The sequence below is a fragment of the Gluconobacter roseus genome, from assembly GCF_046058915.1.
In the GTDB taxonomy this organism is placed as follows: domain Bacteria; phylum Pseudomonadota; class Alphaproteobacteria; order Acetobacterales; family Acetobacteraceae; genus Gluconobacter; species Gluconobacter roseus_A.
On the sequence record NZ_CP175538.1, the window covers coordinates 1,116,266 to 1,132,772 of the forward strand.

Below are 16,507 nucleotides of genomic sequence, written 5' to 3' on the forward strand. Positions count from 1 at the left end.
AGCCATCAGGACTGCGGCGCGCGGCGAGCAAACGCAATTGCCTCCCGCCGCAGTTCTCCAAGTCGCATCCGGGCTGCCCCGACATCAAACAGGGCAGCCCGTTCCCGGCCTTTTGTTCCCAACTGTTCTCTCAGACGATCGTCATCCATCAGCCGGCTCAAAGCCTGCTCCAGCGCGCCCAGCGCATCAGGGTCCGCCAGAAGTGCCGCATCCCCAACCAGATCCGGCAATGCCCCCATAGGTGACGCCACGACTGCCGCGCCACATCCCATGGCTTCCAGTGCCGTCATGCCAAACGGCTCCTGCCAGCGGCTTGGCACCACAACGATGGCAGCCTCGGCCATGGCTTTCAGCACTTTGTCGTGAGGCACATATCCCGTCATCATGACCCCGGCCGTCGCAGCAAGAGGCCGCAGCTTTTCCAGATAAGGCGTTTCCGGCGAGTCAGGTCCAAAACGGTCTGCCCCCATGATAACGGCCCGCCACTCCGGATGAGCCGCCCGAACTGCATCCCAGGCCCTTACAAACGCGTCCACGCCCTTGTCCGCGACGACCCGCCCCGCGAACAGGATCGTCTTCTGCCTTTGGGCAAAAGGCCTGTATGGCAAGGCCGACAGATCGATGCAGTTGGGCTGCACTTCAGTCCGGATCGAACCGCAGCCTTCACGGAAACGCTGGGTGACCCAGTCCGAAACACCATAGACCAGAACATGCCGCGCAAGTTCCTCCCGCTGCCGGACCGAGCGCGCACCTCGCATCGTGCAGGGATCATTGTGCAGAACCAGCCTGACAGGCCCGAATCGCGCCAGAAAACGCGCCAGATCGGGCCGGTTGTGAATTTCCGTCAAAGCGGGCTGGCAGGAGCGCATCATTGCCACACATGCCAGACGCAGACGCCATCCTGACGGCAGGGGAATACGAGGCAGAATTAACGGAAAATACCGGCCACCCGGCAAAGGCGTTCCAATCCGCCCCAGTCCCGCCACCACATCCGAAACACCCGCAATCCGGCTGACAAGCAGGGAAATTGCGCCTGCATGTCCTGCCTCATAGCGCTCACGGGGCGGTAAAATGGTCAGTATTTCGTAACGCATTGTATCCCGCCCTTCTCTATGAAACATTTTGTTTCATTTGGAGTGTTTCCTGACTGTCCGACATTTCCAGTTTCTTAACAGAAAGCGGGTCATCCTTCCCGCAGACAGAGGGACAGAAACAATCGTGAATATTCCTGGAAAAAGCAGTCAGAAAGGGGGGCGATCCTGTGCGGAAGGTCACCTTCCGAAGTCTGCGCTCCGGGAAAACGTCATGGCCCTCTGTCCCATTCATCATCTCGCCGATGCCGCCAGCGAAGGACTGGCTGTTCTGTATCAGGGCCGGATCATCGAGGCCAACAGGCCGCTCCTCTCCTGCATCGGAACCACTCTGCAGAAGTGCCCAGCCCTGCGCGACATCCTTCCCAGCGCTCTTAAGGCCGCACCAGACAACAGTTATCGTCCCGGCGTGCTCAAAACCCTGGAAGGACAGACCCTTCATGTCCAGTTCAGACTAACGCCCCTGCGTCGTGCAGACCAGGATTGCCTGGCCCTGGCCATCATGTTCCCACATGCCATGGCTGCCTTTTTCGAGGCCTCCGCTCTGGACACTGCAACAAGCCTGTGCGGAAAAGACGAGTTCCGGAAAAGTCTTGCAGCCCTCTTTGGAAACGGCACAATCCGGCAGCCCGCGGGCATCCTCCTGCAAGCCAACATCAACCGCTTTCACACAATCAGCGAACGTTACGGTACGCTGGTCGCAAATCAGGTCCTGACTGAATTAGGACAGCGGCTGAGGACGTTTCTGACCGATGACTGTATCGTCGCGCGGCTGGGCAGCGATGAATTCGGTCTTTTCTGCCCTTTTCCCTATGATCATCCGGCTCAGGCGACCCGCTGGGCCCAGATCATCCGCGATGTTTTTCACACGACCCTGTCAGTCGCGGGACACAGGATCCATCTGACGGCCAGTATTGGCTGCTGTGTCATTCCGTTTGATACCTATCGCTTTGAGACGGCATGCCATTACGCCGAACTCGCCCTGAACGAGGCCCGCCGTCTCCAGTCACCGGACTGGGTGAGATTCAACCCGGTCATGCAGGCAGACATCCAGCATCGTTCCGAACTGGAACATGACCTGCAACGCGCGCTTGAGACAAACCAGTTCTTTCTGGAGTTTCAGCCGCTCATCTGCCTCAAAACCAATACAGTCGAATGCGTTGAAGCTCTTCTGCGCTGGCAGCATCCTTTAAAAGGTGTGATCTCTCCACACGAGTTCATCCCTATTGCAGAAGAAAGCGGCCTTATTGTCCCGATCGGCCGCTGGGTTCTGCTCGAAGCATGTGCTCAGGCAAGCAGACTGCCAGCTCATATCAGGGTTGCCGTCAATATTTCCGCTGTCCAGTTCCTGCGCGATGACATGTATGCCGCCATAATCCAGACACTGTTTCAGACCGGCCTGGCAGCAGACCGGCTCGAACTCGAGCTCACGGAAAACATCTTTCTCGAGGCCGTACAGCGCAATCTGGAAACCATGAGCAAGATCCGTGCCATGGACACAAAGATCGTCATGGACGATTTCGGGGTCGGCTTCTCGAGCCTCAACTACCTGCGAAGCTTTCCGTTCGACCGGATCAAGATCGACCGGTCCTTCATACGGGACATGCTGAACGATCCCCAGGCTGAAAGCATTGTCAGCGCCATCGTGTCTTTAGGGGATGCCATGTCGATGGAAGTCGTGGCCGAAGGCGTTGAAACGGCAGCACAACTCGACATGCTGCGCCACACCTCATGCAGCACAGCCCAGGGCTTTCTGATGGGGCGACCGGCTCCGCTTGCCGACCTGACGGCTCTTCCAGGCATGAACGGCTAGAAAATCCCAGCCTGACAGACTTTACAGTTTGGCGTTGCGTTCCTGCGCCAGACGTTCACGTCGAAGAACACGCCGTGTCTCACGCAACAGGCGGTATTTCTCCACCGCACTGCCCTTTTTCAGGCATCCTTCCGGACCTTGCAGACCTGCTGCCGCCTTCCCTGCCATACGGGGTGAAGAAACATATGTTTTTACGCAGGACGCCATCATTTCCTTCCCGTCGCATGAACTGACACGGACTGTAACATATGATGAAGATCGGACTCATCAATTATTTTCCGAGATCAGAAAAATGGACCACAGGCCTGAAATCGGGAGAATTTCGCGCATTGACCATCCTTCTCAAGAAGGTTTAACCCGATACACATCAAGCGGGCCAAGTGACGATCGCAACTCTCCATCGAACCGGACTCAGAGATAATCATGCCTACAGCTCTCATTACAGGAATTACTGGCCAGGACGGAGCCTATCTCAGCCAGCTCCTCCTCAAAAAAGGCTATCGCGTTGTGGGTCTGCTGAGACGTTCCGCCTCTGCGGACGTCATCGGTGAGAGACTGAGATGGCTCGGCATTCTTGATGATGTAGAACTGGTTGACGGCAATCTGACGGACCTGTCCTCCCTGATCCGGGTTGTAGAGACAGTCAAACCAGACGAAATCTACAATCTCGCAGCCCAGAGCTTTGTTGCAGCGTCCTGGCAGCAGCCGCTCCTGACCGGAAACGTGACGGGTATCGGGGCAGTCAATGTTCTGGAAGCGGCCCGTATCGTCCAGAGTAATGCCCGGTTCTACCAGGCCTCTTCTTCAGAAATGTATGGCCTGATCCAGGAATTGATACAGAACGAAAAGACCCCGTTCTATCCGCGCTCCCCCTATGCCGTCGCCAAACTCTATGCGCACTGGATGACGATCAATTACCGCGAGAGCTTCGGCATGCATGCCTCCTCCGGTATTCTGTTCAATCACGAAAGTCCGCTCCGCGGCATCGAGTTCGTAACGCGCAAGGTTACGGACGGTGTGGCGCGCATCAAGCTTGGTCTTGCGAATGAACTGGCTCTCGGAAACCTCGATGCAACCCGTGACTGGGGTCATGCCCGTGACTATGTCCGGGCAATGTACCTCATGCTGCAGCAGGAAAAGCCGGACGATTACGTCGTGGCCACCGGCCGGACCACCAGCATTCGCGATCTGTGCCGTATTGCATTCTCCGTCGCCGGCCTGAATTACGAAGACTACGTCGTAACCAACCCCGCCTTCCTGCGCCCTGCCGAAGTGGAAGTCCTGCTGGGCGACGCTACCAAAGCGAAGACCGTCCTTGGCTGGGAGCCTGAAACCACGCTTGAGGGCATGATCGCGGAAATGGTCGAAGCCGATCTCGCCCGTCATTCCAGATACAAAAACTCATAAGCGGCCGGATCGTGCGTCTACTGATCACGGGTCTCGGCGGCTTTGTCGGGCAACACCTGAAGTCCCGACTTGAGATGCGCTTTCCCGATTGTGAAATCCTGCCGGGCATTCCTGACATCAGGGATGCCCGCGCGGTCAATGACAGCATCGCAGAGGACCGGCCGGAATGCTGCATCCACCTCGCAGCTATTTCGACCATCGGAAAAGCCCGGCAGTCGCCCGATGATACCTGGGCCGTCAATCTGCAAGGCACGCTCAATCTGGCGCGGGCCATGCTGCAACATGTCCCGGACGGCACGTTTCTCTTCGCTTCTACAGCGGAGGCCTATGGCACGACGTTCCAGCGCAACACTCCCCTTGATGAGGACGCCGTCCTTTCGCCCGCCAATACTTATGCTGCCACCAAAGCCGCTGCCGACCTGGCTCTGGGCGCAATGGCGCGGGACGGATTACGGACCATCCGGATGCGTCCCTTCAATCATACGGGCCCCGGCCAGTCCCCGGATTTTGTCGTACCGGCATTTGCCTCCCAGATTGCACGAATTGCGAAAGGCCAGCAGAAGCCTCAGATCCATGTGGGCAATCTTGATGCCGAGCGGGACTTTCTGGACGTCAGAGACGTCTGCGATGCTTATCTGGACATTCTGGAACATCGCCTGTCTCTTCAGCCAGGCGCGATCTTCAACGTCTGTTCCGGGCACACCCGCTCCATTCGTTCCATTCTGGATGATTTGCTGCATCTGAGCGGTGTGCAGGCAGAAATTACCATCGACCCTGCCCGGCTGCGTCCTTCAGACATCCCTGTTGCCGCCGGAGATGCGTCACGTTTCAGGTCAGCCCTGGGCTGGACGCCCCGGATTTCATGGAACCACACACTGAACGATATCTACGAAGATCGTTTGAAATCCGTTTAAGCCAGCTTTGATCTTTCGGTTTTCAGAACAGGAAACCGGTTCCGGATTTACCAGAACCGGCTTTCTGCATTCCGTAAGTGACCGGAAGATCTAGAGCTTGCGGGCTTCAAGAACCCACAACTCTTTCTGATCATATGCCGGCATCGCCACCTTGTGCGACGAAACATGCAATCCGGTCTGGCGCAACTCACCTGCTTCCATCGTTGGGTCGTCCATAACCGTCAGAATATAACGGCCACCGGTCTTGAGAAGTTCGTGCGCTCTGGACGGTGCGAGCCTGCTGTCATCTGCGGCCAGCAGCAGATCCAGACTGCCCGGTCGAAGCGATTTTTCTCCCATCCCGTCAGCGTGACTGTATCCCCTGAGCCTGGACAACTCGGAAGACAGAGCTTCTGAATTATCCAGTTCATGGATGTGCAGATCCTGAAGATAGAAAAGGGCTTCATGCACCGTATTGACGCGCTGGCGACGCCACGGCGTTATCATGGCCTGTGCTACGGCCCCGACACGATTATCCGCCCCGCAATTCAGGCAGTAGATCCCCTTTCTCCAGTCATCGCGCGCCTGTTTTTCCTGACGCGGCCGGCTTCCACAAACCGAACAGACGCCATCACCCAGAACATTCTGCAGGATCTGCCGGGCACGGCTGGCGGAAAAGCGCGTCCGGACCACATTGGCACCGGAACGGATCAAGGTATGGCAGAGGCTTTCGTCATCCAGCAGACGGTTGACCGCATCCGCAATCCCTGTGGACGTATCCGCAATCAGGGCTTCTGCCCCGTCGAGAAGCTGGATGCCTTCATTGCCGCAGGACGTTGTCACAACCGGAATACCGGCCTGCAGGGACGTCACGATCTTGCCCTTTACCCCGGCACCATAGCGCAGCGGATTGACCGATACCCGGGCATGTTCGAAGTAAGGCTCCAGTTCCGGCACGAAACCCGTGACCTTGATGCGTTCACCCGCCAGTGCCTTTACACTGTCGGGCGGCACATTACCGACAATCCAGAGTGTGCTGTCAGGATGGGTTTTCCAGACCAGGGGCATGATTTCCTGCCCAAGCCACAAAGCAGCATCCACATTCGGCGTGTGATCAAAGCCACCGACGAAGATCAGGTCCTTCCTGTTCCCGAAATCAGCCGGTGCGTCGACCAGATCCGTATCCCCAAACAGGTAAGGCGGAACCACGGTCACATTCGCGTAGGGGACTTCTTCAAGAATATCCTGCTTTTCTTCCCCACTCGGCGTCAGAACGTGATCAACAACGTCGAAAATCTTGAGCTCCAGAGGTTTAAGACGCTGTGATTCCTGCAGCGCCCAGATGCTTCCCTCCAGCTCGTAACGTCTCATCTCACGCAGATAGTGCAGATCGTGGGTATAATAGAGAATTGTTGCGCCCGTATGCTTGCGCAGCAATGGCAGGATCGGGAACGTCACATCCGGACGCGCCGTCCAGATAAAATCAACATGAAGCCCGTATGTGCACAGCCAGTAATCAAGGCGATCCGGCGCACAGAGAACCTCGACGCCCATCTGCTGCAAAGCGCTCGTATAGGGCTCAAGCGGCTTTCCATCCTGAGGTGCATAAATGACCCGCAGCCCCAGTTCCCGCATCAGTCGCAGATACTGAAAGAGCGTCACTGCGCCTGCATGCTTGTCGTATTCCGGCACTTTGTCATCAATAACCAGAATGATGCCGCGTGAAGACGGCCGCTCACGACTGAGAAACGACGACATGTCCGGTGCAGGCTGGGTAGCCAGAAGCGTCTGCCACTTGCGACAGAATGTCGCATGGTTTTTCAGGGTCTGCCGGTCGCGGACTTCTGTTCCGTAAGACGCGCTGCCATGATGAAACACCTCGCTGGCAGGCTGATAGACAACACGATACCCCGCGTCACGGATACTTGTCGCAAGGTCGAACTCTTCATAGAAAGCTGGGGCATAACGACTGTCGAACCCTGCCATTTCTTCGAACAAACGCCGCCGCACAAGGAAACAGGCCCCCGTTACGACATCGACATCACGAACATAATTGTAGCAGCCCCGGTCAGGCCGGTCATTCTTACCGAACGGATCTCCCCAGCCCGTCCCGTAAATGATGCCGCCCGCTTCCTGAACGGTGCCATTACCATTCAGCAGCTTGCAGCCGACAACGCCGACACGAGTGTCTGAATTCATGACGGACATCAAAGGCGCCAGCCAGTTCTTGCAGACCGTGGTATCGTTATTCAGGAACAGTATTTCGCGCCCGCTGGCCTGACGGGCAGCGGTATTGCTGTTGGCCAGAAAGCCAAGATTTTCCTTGTTGATGATCAGTTTTGCGCCATGAAGCCCAAGCTTCCTGGCAATCGGCCGTGCAGGCCGGTCATCCGCAATAATGACCTCATAGGCGGTTTTCCGCGTCATCAGCATGACGGACGCAAGACAGCGCCAGGTGTCATAATAATGACCGTACACCGGAATGATGATTGAAACTTCCGGGTTCTTTTCTTCAGGAAAAGTCAGGGTAAATGGCAGGGCAAGCTGCGGGTCTGCAAAGCGCTCCATATGCAGCGAGCAGGGCACGCCTTTTGCACAGCGCGCTTCCCGCAGATAGTGAGCCAGTGCGCCGAACTCGACCGAACCGGGATTGCGGGCGGCATACCAGGCAGGATCAAACAGGGGATGCGGCCAGAAATTGGCCTGTTCACCATCCGATGCATAATGGGCCAGCGGATTGACGCCGCCCTTCAGAGCAGCCGCATATTCTTCCTGATAGGCCACCGGATCGAAAACGGCATTCGGCTTCAGACCGTCCTGCGGATTACTGGCGAGAAAATGCTCGAGAGGGGTCTGCCGCTCCGCAATCTTTCCCGCCTGTTTGGAATAAAATGCCGTATCGAATAACGGATGGGGATCAGGCGTCCCGCGTCCGTTATGCGTGATATAATGCACGAGCGGATTAACAGTGGCTTCGACCGGCAGGGCGGACATGTACCAGCTGCTGCTGAACAGGGGATGCGGGTCCAGCCCCTGTGCTGCGCCGGTCCAGTAATAATGCGCGACCAGATCCGTGTCCGGCTGCAGAAGATGCGCATAGCGCGTGCGATACCAGTCTGCATCAAACAGCGCAGAGTCCCTGAGCAGGGCAATCCCGCGCTTCGCACCCTGTCGCACCTGCACACGGGACCACAGACGCATGGTCAGCGTCCAGTAGGCCAGCTTGGCGGCACGACGCATGTGTTTGGCAAAAGTCGGATGACGGCTTGCAATCGCCCGGACACGCCGCCCCACTCTCCATGCCGTGGACTGCAGAAGGATGCGGTGCTCACTCTGGATCTGCTCAAGCTGACGGCGGAGGTCGGCGTTCGTGACGGAAAGCGCCTGCATGTCCTCATCGGCTCGCGGGACATTTGCGACGATCTGTTCGAGGTGACGCGCGTGTTCTTCACACTGATAGGCACGATGCATGGCATGGCCCAGCTGATCTTCGATCAGCGTGCGGACATGCTTTTCCACCTTTGCTTCACTGAGCCGCCATCCGGTCTTCACACCTGCCTCCGGTTCCTGTGGCGTCGGGACTGCTGTCTTTTCGTTCAGCTCAGCCATGTCTCGGCTCCTTCCGCAACAAGATGCACGCCACTGGCCTGCGCGCCTGAGGTGTTCAGACTTCGGATGACCTGCACACGCCGGTCAGGTGGAACAATGAACATCATGAAGCCACCGCCTCCCGCGCCCGAAACCTTTCCGCCAATCGCCCCGTCTTTCATGGCCTGGGTATAGAGCAATTCAATCAGCGGATTGGAAATGCCACGCGCCGTGCTCTTTTTCGCCTCCCAGGAGCGATTGAGAATTTCAGCCATCTGCACGACATTGCCCTGCAGCAGCGCATTCTTCATGTCATGGGCGTCCTGCTTGAGACGATGCATGTTGCGCATGGTCTCTTCCGTCACCTGAATCAGGCCCGAACGCTGCTCTGCAATAATGTCGGCAGAAGCCCGCGAGACGCCGGTAAAGGCAATGACAAGCGAAGTCTCGACCTCGTTTCGTATCCCGTCCGAAATACGGAGCGGGTTCACAATCACACGGTCATCGGCGAGAAACTCGATGAAATTCGTGCCGCCGAATGTTCCTGCATACTGGTCCTGCTTGCCACCCTGCAAACCAAGATCCACACGCTCGATTTCATAGGCCAGATGAGCCACGTCATAAGGGCCGAGCGGCAAATGCAGCAGCCTGACAAAGGCCTCGACAAGCGCCACAACCAGTGCGGAAGACGACCCAAGTCCCGAACCGGGAGGCGCGTCCACAAAGGACGTGATGCGCCACGGCTCTACCGGCACATTGAAGCGCCGGCTGATCCCCACCAGAACGCCGGCATGAAGTTTCAGACTGGCCTGTTTCGGCAGATCTTCATTGATCTGATAGACCGCAAATGCCTCGTCCAGTTCCACATCCGGCGCGACAAAGTGCACGCAGCCGTCCTGGGACCGCTCGATGAACGCATAGGCATAGCGGTCAATCGTCGTGTTGAGCACGGCACCGCCAAAATCGTCACAATACGGACTGAGATCCGTTCCACCGCCTGCAAGTCCAAGGCGCAACGGAACACGCGCACGAACAACCTCCCGCGTCCCGGTAACAGAGCGCGCATGGGACGGGCGGGTATGAAACTCGATGTTCACGGAAAGTCTTTCGTTTTAGAGATCAGCTCGGCAAGAGATGCAGGCCCCACCAGGATACTCCTGATGCCTGCGGCAGACGCGGCCTGCATGTCTGAAGGCTGATCACCATACAGCACGCAGTGTTCGGGCTTTATTTCCCAGCGTTTGAGAAGATCCAGGATCATGCCGGGCTCGGGCTTCCGGTCCGGACTATGCCCACGGTACTGCGGGAGTTTGGCATCCGGATGGATCGGGCAGTACCGCCAGTCCTCGATCGTGCCCCCATGTTCACGGACAGTCTCAATCACCCAGTCCATGAGCTGTGCAAGATCCGCTTCGGAATAGAACCCGCGGGCGATCCCAGACTGGTTCGTGACGACAAACACATGATGGCCGCTATCGGTCATGCGCGCGATGGCCGGAAGCACACCGTCCTCCCACTCAAACCGCTCGCGCGTTCCGACCCAGCCGTGATCCCGGTTGATGACGCCATCCCGGTCAAGGAAAACCGCAGGCCGCAGCAGGACTTCAGGCAGTTCCTGACCAGCCGCAACCAGATCATCGGGCAAACCGATATCCCGGAAATATCCGGTCAGACAGACACCGCGCAGCGCCTTTTCCTGCGCCAGTTTGGGAAGAACATCCTGCTCCAGGGAGCAGTTCGGCGTCAGATGTTCAAAGACCGAGTGGTCGAACAGGTAGATCCCGCTGTTGATAAGGCCTGACCGACCAGCCTGCTCCGCCTTGGGATGAAAGGACGCAACACATTCCCCGTCACTCTCCAGACGAACCTCACCATAGCGGTCCAGATCGTCAACTTCGCGCAGCAGCATCCAGTTTCCGTTGCGGGCCCTGGAGAGAAAACGCGACAGATTGCAGGAAAATATGGAATCCCCATTACACAGGAGAAACCGCTCCTGCAGGTGTTCCCGCGCATGATAGAGCGCACCACCTGTGCCAGCCCGGAACGGCTCGACACTGATCGTGATCTTCGCAGGCTTCGGCAGAAAGAGACGGATCTGTTCAACAGCCCGCTCGATTTCATGCGAAAGATGCCCGGCCAGAAGGACGAATTCCTCTACTCCGAAGCGCTGCATTTCGCGCATCAGCCAGGCAAGGAAGGGCCTGTCGCCACAGGACATGAGCGGCTTGGGAAGCGACTGCGTCAGCGCGCCCAACCGTGTCCCCAGACCGCCCACAAGAATGGCGCACTGCCGCACTGTTACACCGCTCATGGCAGCCACCTTTTCGGGCCGTCACAGGGAAGCGGCAGTATGGAAAAAAACATTCTCATCACTTCAGAAACCAGACAGTCACAGTTCGGCAGAGCGCAGTCCCCGGGTGGCGGGGCCCGATCTTATATAAGCAGGACGCTGCCGCCACGCTTTTTTCACCCGCGGAGGAGTGGCCAGAATCAGGTCGTGATCTGTCGCCAGGAGATTGTCATTGAGGAACGGATCCTGGGTCATGACCTTCTCCCATTTCTGAAGCAGCCGCCCGACATCCATGCAGGCATCAAGGATATTACGGGGAGAATAATCCCGCCCTCTCGTGCCACCATCGACATGCATCAGTGACGCATGTGGCGTCCACATCACACGCAGCCCGCGCTGTCGCACCCGCAGACAGAATTCCACGTCATTGCAGGTCAACGGGAAGCTTTCATCAAACCCGCCAAGTTCGGTGAAAACAGTCCGGGAAACCAGCATACATGCGCCCGTAACAGCCATCAGGTCGCGCGCCAGAACCAGCTGCCCCAGATATCCCGGATTATCGTCATGTGCGCCACGCAGGATATGTTTGGCTCCCTTGGGAGTCATCACCATCCCGGCATGCTGGATCGTCTCGTCTGCATAGAAAAGACGCGCCCCGACAACGCCCACTTTGTCCTGGCTGATCTGGCGCACCATCTCGGTCAGCCAGTCGGCCTCAAGGATTTCGGTATCATCGTTCAGAAACAGCAGCAGATCTCCACGAGCCTGCCGTGCCATGCGGTTATTGATGGCCGACCAGTTGAACGGCTCGGCAATCCGCGTCACCGAGACACGGTCATGGCGATCAAGCCGCCGCAGAAGTTCCAGCATTTCCGGTCGCGTACTGCCATTATCGGCCAAAAGAACCTCGAAACGCGGATAATCCGTCACGTTCAGAAGACTGGAAACACACCGCGCCAGAAGCGTGTCCTTGTTCTTCGTCGGGATAATAATCGACACGAGAGGAACATCTGCCGGCAGGGGAGCGACAAAACGCGGCCAGACATTGCCGCCAATATAGACGTCCTCAATCGTGCAGCCGGGGCGAGTGTTCTGAAGGTGCCGCAAAGCCACGCGCCGGATTTCAGGATGCTGCGCTGTTGTGCGCACCAGCGGAAATGTCAGCGGCAGGCCGGGCATCCGCCCGCGATGGAACAGAACACGGGACAGATGGCAGATCCGGGACGATTCCAGCCCCTCCGTAATCCGGAGCACCAGATCGTAGCGCGTGAAAGCACCGACATCCTCGCGGATACCACCTGCAGCGAGCGCAACATCCTTACGGAACATCGCAAGCTGCCCCACCACGTCACCGGCATAGATCAGCTCCGAACTCCAGGCCGTCTTGAAGCATGCGGCACAGCGCTGTCCGTCACTCCCCAGTCGATCTTCGTCGCAGTAGATCAGCGCAAGTCCAGGCTTGTCCTCAACAGCCACCGCGAATTCATAAAGAGCCGTCGCGGCAAGCTGGTCACCCGGCTCCAGGAACCCGAAAAAGGCCCCGTCGGCCTTCATCATGGTCTGCTGCCAGCGTTCCTCCACGCCCATATAGGACGGGACTTCCACCCCCACGATCCCCGGAACCCGCTTTATGACCTTCTGCAGGCATTGCTGCGTCCCTGCCTGCAGATCATCAGGATAGACCGCGATCAGCGTCCATTCCGGGTAGATCTGGTTTTCCAGCGACGCGACCGTCTCTTCAAACAGGTCGATACGGTGATGATTGACCTGGATCAGAAGAGAAAAACGGGTCCGGCTCTTCATTCCGTTATCAATATGACGCCCAATGGTCAGACGTTCCGTCGTCGAGATACGATCGTAACGCAGGAGCCATGCCCGGTAAGCCAGATCATCCTGTGGAGACGCACCATCGGGATAGAGCAGACCGAAAAGATCCGTCCGCGTCCTGGCCTCATCAGAACCTGCCACCACAACCAGCGCATCACCCCGATTCGGGGCGGAAAGGAGGTTTGCCTCACCCTGTGGGTCCGGATCCCGGCCCAGTCCATTACGATACAGGAATGTAACATACTCCCTGTCGCAGATATCTTCCGCGCCATGCAGCTGCCGGAACTCCGCGGAACCCGCGATGGCATGTGCCACATCACGGAACGTTGCTCCGTTTTCCAGCAGAGTCGCAAAATGCGTTATTGCAGAGAGTTCGGGACGCCGTCCAAGACCTGCCCGAAACAATTGAACAATATCGGCAACTTTTTCGGCAGGAAATGGCATGGCAATAATGATTCTCAATAATAGGGTATCAAGATACAGACTGAGATAATCAGTCACATCCAAGAAGAGTCTGCCATATAATCTCCCGAACTTCTACCATCCTGCGAAAAAACAGTTCCCGGAACTGGTCTTTTCCAAAAGGACATCGGGGCATTTTTCCCGCCGGGACATGCCAGGTCATGATCGCAACGCCCTTGCCGGAACGGGGTCAGTCATTCTAGACAGACCCAACAACGAAATCCTGACCTTCCCTTCCCTTCGTCGGTTATTTTGAAGTTGGCTTGGACATATGAGTAAAGACTACACCATCTGGATCGACGTCGAGGATATCTTCCAATATTTCCAGAATAATTCCCGTCCAAGCGGAATACAGCGCCTCGTCTTTGAAATATTGTGTGTTATCCGCAAGCAGGCCGCTGCAAGACCTGACATTGGCCGCATTGTCCTGACACGCCGCGCCCAGGAAGATGGGTCCGAAAACCATCTGCCGACATCCGTTTCCTTCGAGGAACTCGAGGCGCTTTTTGCCGCGCGTACGGAAGAAAAGAACGTCTCTGGCACCATCCTCCAGCCGGACGCACGGCCCTCCCGCGGTCCGCTCGTCCAGCGCCTCCGGCATGGCGTGATCCGGCGCCTGGAAAGTCTGCCCCCCGAGCTGGCACGTCCTCTCCTGAACATAGCCGTCAACCAGCTGCGTGCGATCAGGCTGCTCCGGCGCTATATCCGCACGCGCACCAGCCGCAAGACACATTCCAATCCTGTTCCCACGTCCCAGGCGCCCGTTGCTTCGTCTGCATCCGCAGCCTCTTCGGCACTTACACCAAAGACAGGCGACATCTTCCTGATCCTTGGCGCGGCCTGGTCCGAACCGGATTTTGGCGATCGTCTGGCCCATATGCGCAAAACATACGGCGTCCAGCCCGTTCTGCTGCTTTATGATCTCATTCCGGCTGTCCGTCCGGAGTGGTGTGCCCTGTCCCTGATCCGGGACTTCCGCCACTGGCTCGACACGACGCTTCCCCAGTGCGGACGCCTTCTGGCCATCAGCCATGCAACGGCTGACAGTGTCGAAACCTATGCACGCCAGCAGCGGCTGAAGCTCTCCGCCCCGGTCCAGACGATCCCGATCGGAAGCGGCTTCGGACCTCCGAGACTGATCAACGGGGAACGCCCGAGAGGCCTGCCCGCAAAAGACAGCTACGTCCTGTTCGTCTCGACCATCGAGGCGCGCAAGAACCATCTTCTTGCCTTCCGCATCTGGCGTCGCCTTGTTGCCGACCTGCCGCGCGATCAGGTTCCAACCCTCGTCTTCGCCGGCCGTGTCGGATGGCTTGTCTCAGACCTGATGCAGCAGCTCGAAAATACGGAATGGCTTCGGGGCAAGATCCGTCTGCTGCAGAACCCGACAGATGATGAACTCGCCCATCTCTATGATGGCTGCATGTTCACGCTGTTCCCCTCCCTTTATGAGGGCTGGGGCCTTCCCGTGACGGAAAGCCTCGTGAACGGCCGTCCCTGCATCGCCTCGAACTCGACATCCATTCCCGAGGCCGGCGGCCCGCTGACCCGCTACTTCGACCCGGAAAATCTTGATGAAGCTTGCCGGGTCGTCCGGGACACGATCGAGGATCGTCCCGGCCTGAAAAAATGGCAGGAAGAGGTGCGTACCGAATTCAAACCCGTCCCCTGGGAACGGAGCGCGGATGCAATTCTCGATGCCTGTCACGCGGCCTATCTGAACAGACAGACCTCATGATCTTCTGGATCGACATTGATGATCTGATGTTTCATCTGCTCCATCACGGACGACCCAGCGGTATCCAGCGCGTGGTGTTCGAAATTGGGGCAGCCCTGCGTGCGCTGTACGGCAATAACGTCCAGTTCGTACATCGTGGCTCCAATCCGGCAGATCCCCGTGATTTCCGGACCCTTGACTGGACCATGGTTGAAGCGGCGTTTCGTCACATCATGGGAAATGCCGGCTCCAGTTCCGCGAGCACTGCAAAATCCGTGCCGGTCACACCACAGGCAACAGGTGACATCGCCTCGAACGCTGCGCTTTCAACATTCTTCGAGTCCGAGAGCCGCGTTCTGAGCGAGTTGGGAGACCTGACCAAAATCCTTGGTCGGATGGGTCTTGACGCCGTGCGGGACCGGGTGACGAAACGTCGCTCCCAGACGCCCCGGGTGGAATTTGCCGAAGGCACGAAACTGGCCGACGCTGCCAGCCCCGGCGATGTCTTCCTGACACTGGGCGCGCCCTGGCATCATCGTCATTACATCCACACCATTCGCTGGATGCGTGACGATCTGAGGATGCGTTTCGGGCTTCTGATGCACGACCTCGTCCCGATCCGCTGCCCTGAATGGTGCGACCGCGGCATCATCACGACATTCAAGTCCTGGCATCAGGCTATTCTGCCGCTCGCCGATGTGATCTTTGCGAACAGCCAGGCCACGGCGCGGGATGTAGAGAGCTACCTGAAGGAACAGGGCATCGACACGCCCGTTCAGGCCATCCCGCTGGGCACGGGCTTCGGCCTCGCCGAGACCGCCACGGCCTCCGAAGCTCTGGTGGACGAACCCTATGCCCTGTTCGTCTCAACCATCGAAGCGCGCAAGAACCATGCCCTCCTCTTCCGCGTCTGGCGACAGCTGCTCGAGGACATGCCGGCTGAGAAGGTTCCAACCCTGGTCTTTGCCGGACGTGAAGGATGGCTCGTCTCCGATCTCATGCAGCAGCTGGAAAACTCCCGCTGGCTGAATGGCAAGATCCGTTTCATCCAGAATCCCACGGATGGCGAACTGCGCCGCCTCTACGCTGATTGCAGTTTCACGCTCTTTCCGTCCTTCTTCGAAGGCTGGGGTCTGCCGGTCACGGAAAGCCTCTCAATGGGGCGTCCCTGCATCGCTTCGAACACGACCTCCATCCCCGAAGCCGGGGGAAGCCTTGGACGGTATTTCAATCCCTGCAGTCTGAAAGAGGCCTACACCGTCATCCGACAGACCATCGAGGATCCCGAAGGCCTCGCCGCATGGACGCAGCAGGTCCGTACGGAGTTCAAACCCAGGCCATGGACCGAAAGCGCAAAGACAATTCTCGCGGCTTTTGAACCCGTCTGATCCGTTTCCTTCCCTCCTGCCCCATGTTCTA

The 16,507-nt window shown here is 57.8% G+C and carries 10 protein-coding genes; 5 read left to right on the top strand and 5 right to left on the bottom strand.

All coding sequences use genetic code 11. From position 1 onward, the window contains the following. Window positions 1-5 precede the first annotated feature (5 nt). Window positions 6-1,094 (bottom strand): glycosyltransferase family 4 protein, encoded by a 1,089-nt coding sequence (locus ACJ2A4_RS05230; RefSeq protein ID WP_408873889.1) that lies wholly within the window; start codon window positions 1,092-1,094, stop codon window positions 6-8. Between the two features lie 211 nt (window positions 1,095-1,305). Here ACJ2A4_RS05230 and ACJ2A4_RS05235 point away from each other — a divergent pair, with 211 nt between their 5' ends. From ACJ2A4_RS05235 to ACJ2A4_RS05245, 3 genes are all read left to right on the top strand, one after another. After that, entirely contained in the window at window positions 1,306-2,904 is a 1,599-nt protein-coding gene (locus ACJ2A4_RS05235; RefSeq protein WP_408873890.1) for a putative bifunctional diguanylate cyclase/phosphodiesterase, read from the top strand. Between the two features lie 423 nt (window positions 2,905-3,327). Beyond that, window positions 3,328-4,311 carry a GDP-mannose 4,6-dehydratase gene (gmd, locus tag ACJ2A4_RS05240; protein WP_408873891.1) on the top strand — a complete coding sequence of 328 codons (984 nt, stop codon included), beginning with the start codon at window positions 3,328-3,330 and terminating at the stop codon, window positions 4,309-4,311. Window positions 4,312-4,322: 11 nt separating this feature from the next. After that, a complete protein-coding gene (locus tag ACJ2A4_RS05245; protein WP_408873892.1) occupies window positions 4,323-5,225 on the top strand; it encodes a GDP-mannose 4,6-dehydratase in 903 nt (300 codons plus the stop codon). Between the two features lie 90 nt (window positions 5,226-5,315). Here ACJ2A4_RS05245 and ACJ2A4_RS05250 read toward each other — a convergent pair whose 3' ends face one another. From ACJ2A4_RS05250 to ACJ2A4_RS05265, 4 genes are all read right to left on the bottom strand, one after another. Next, the gene (locus tag ACJ2A4_RS05250) at window positions 5,316-8,813 is read right to left on the bottom strand and encodes a glycosyltransferase (RefSeq protein WP_408873893.1); all 3,498 of its coding nucleotides are present in this window, start codon (window positions 8,811-8,813) and stop codon (window positions 5,316-5,318) included. Continuing rightward, the gene (locus ACJ2A4_RS05255; protein ID WP_408873894.1) at window positions 8,801-9,889 is read right to left on the bottom strand and encodes a hypothetical protein; all 1,089 of its coding nucleotides are present in this window, start codon (window positions 9,887-9,889) and stop codon (window positions 8,801-8,803) included. Before ACJ2A4_RS05255 ends, ACJ2A4_RS05250 begins: the two co-directional genes overlap by 13 nt. Continuing rightward, the gene (locus ACJ2A4_RS05260) at window positions 9,886-11,103 is read right to left on the bottom strand and encodes an HAD-IIIA family hydrolase (RefSeq protein WP_408873895.1); all 1,218 of its coding nucleotides are present in this window, start codon (window positions 11,101-11,103) and stop codon (window positions 9,886-9,888) included. Before ACJ2A4_RS05260 ends, ACJ2A4_RS05255 begins: the two co-directional genes overlap by 4 nt. Window positions 11,104-11,181: 78 nt before the next feature. Continuing rightward, on the bottom strand, window positions 11,182-13,353 hold the full coding sequence (locus tag ACJ2A4_RS05265; protein WP_408873896.1) for a glycosyltransferase: 2,172 nt from the start codon (window positions 13,351-13,353) through the stop codon (window positions 11,182-11,184). Window positions 13,354-13,642: 289 nt separating this feature from the next. On the opposite strand from ACJ2A4_RS05265, the gene ACJ2A4_RS05270 reads away from it, so the two are divergent. Both ACJ2A4_RS05270 and ACJ2A4_RS05275 read left to right on the top strand, forming a co-directional pair. After that, window positions 13,643-15,109, top strand: a complete 1,467-nt coding sequence (locus ACJ2A4_RS05270; protein ID WP_408873897.1) for a glycosyltransferase family 4 protein — start codon at window positions 13,643-13,645, stop codon at window positions 15,107-15,109. Continuing rightward, window positions 15,106-16,476: a glycosyltransferase family 4 protein gene (locus tag ACJ2A4_RS05275; protein ID WP_408873898.1), complete on the top strand. Its 1,371-nt coding sequence runs from the start codon at window positions 15,106-15,108 to the stop codon at window positions 16,474-16,476. Before ACJ2A4_RS05270 ends, ACJ2A4_RS05275 begins: the two co-directional genes overlap by 4 nt. Window positions 16,477-16,507: the final 31 nt, after the last annotated feature.

Bases quoted from the DNA above. Each gene is read 5' to 3' on its own strand.
- ACJ2A4_RS05230 (WP_408873889.1), bottom strand. From the start codon at position 1,094: ATGCGTTACGAAATACTGACCATTTTACCGCCCCGTGAGCGCTATGAG.
- ACJ2A4_RS05235 (WP_408873890.1), top strand. From the start codon at position 1,306: ATGGCCCTCTGTCCCATTCATCATCTCGCCGATGCCGCCAGCGAAGGA.
- gmd (WP_408873891.1), top strand. From the start codon at position 3,328: ATGCCTACAGCTCTCATTACAGGAATTACTGGCCAGGACGGAGCCTAT.
- ACJ2A4_RS05250 (WP_408873893.1), bottom strand. From the start codon at position 8,813: ATGGCTGAGCTGAACGAAAAGACAGCAGTCCCGACGCCACAGGAACCG.
- ACJ2A4_RS05260 (WP_408873895.1), bottom strand. From the start codon at position 11,103: ATGAGCGGTGTAACAGTGCGGCAGTGCGCCATTCTTGTGGGCGGTCTG.
- ACJ2A4_RS05265 (WP_408873896.1), bottom strand. From the start codon at position 13,353: ATGCCATTTCCTGCCGAAAAAGTTGCCGATATTGTTCAATTGTTTCGG.
- ACJ2A4_RS05270 (WP_408873897.1), top strand. From the start codon at position 13,643: ATGAGTAAAGACTACACCATCTGGATCGACGTCGAGGATATCTTCCAA.
- ACJ2A4_RS05275 (WP_408873898.1), top strand. From the start codon at position 15,106: ATGATCTTCTGGATCGACATTGATGATCTGATGTTTCATCTGCTCCAT.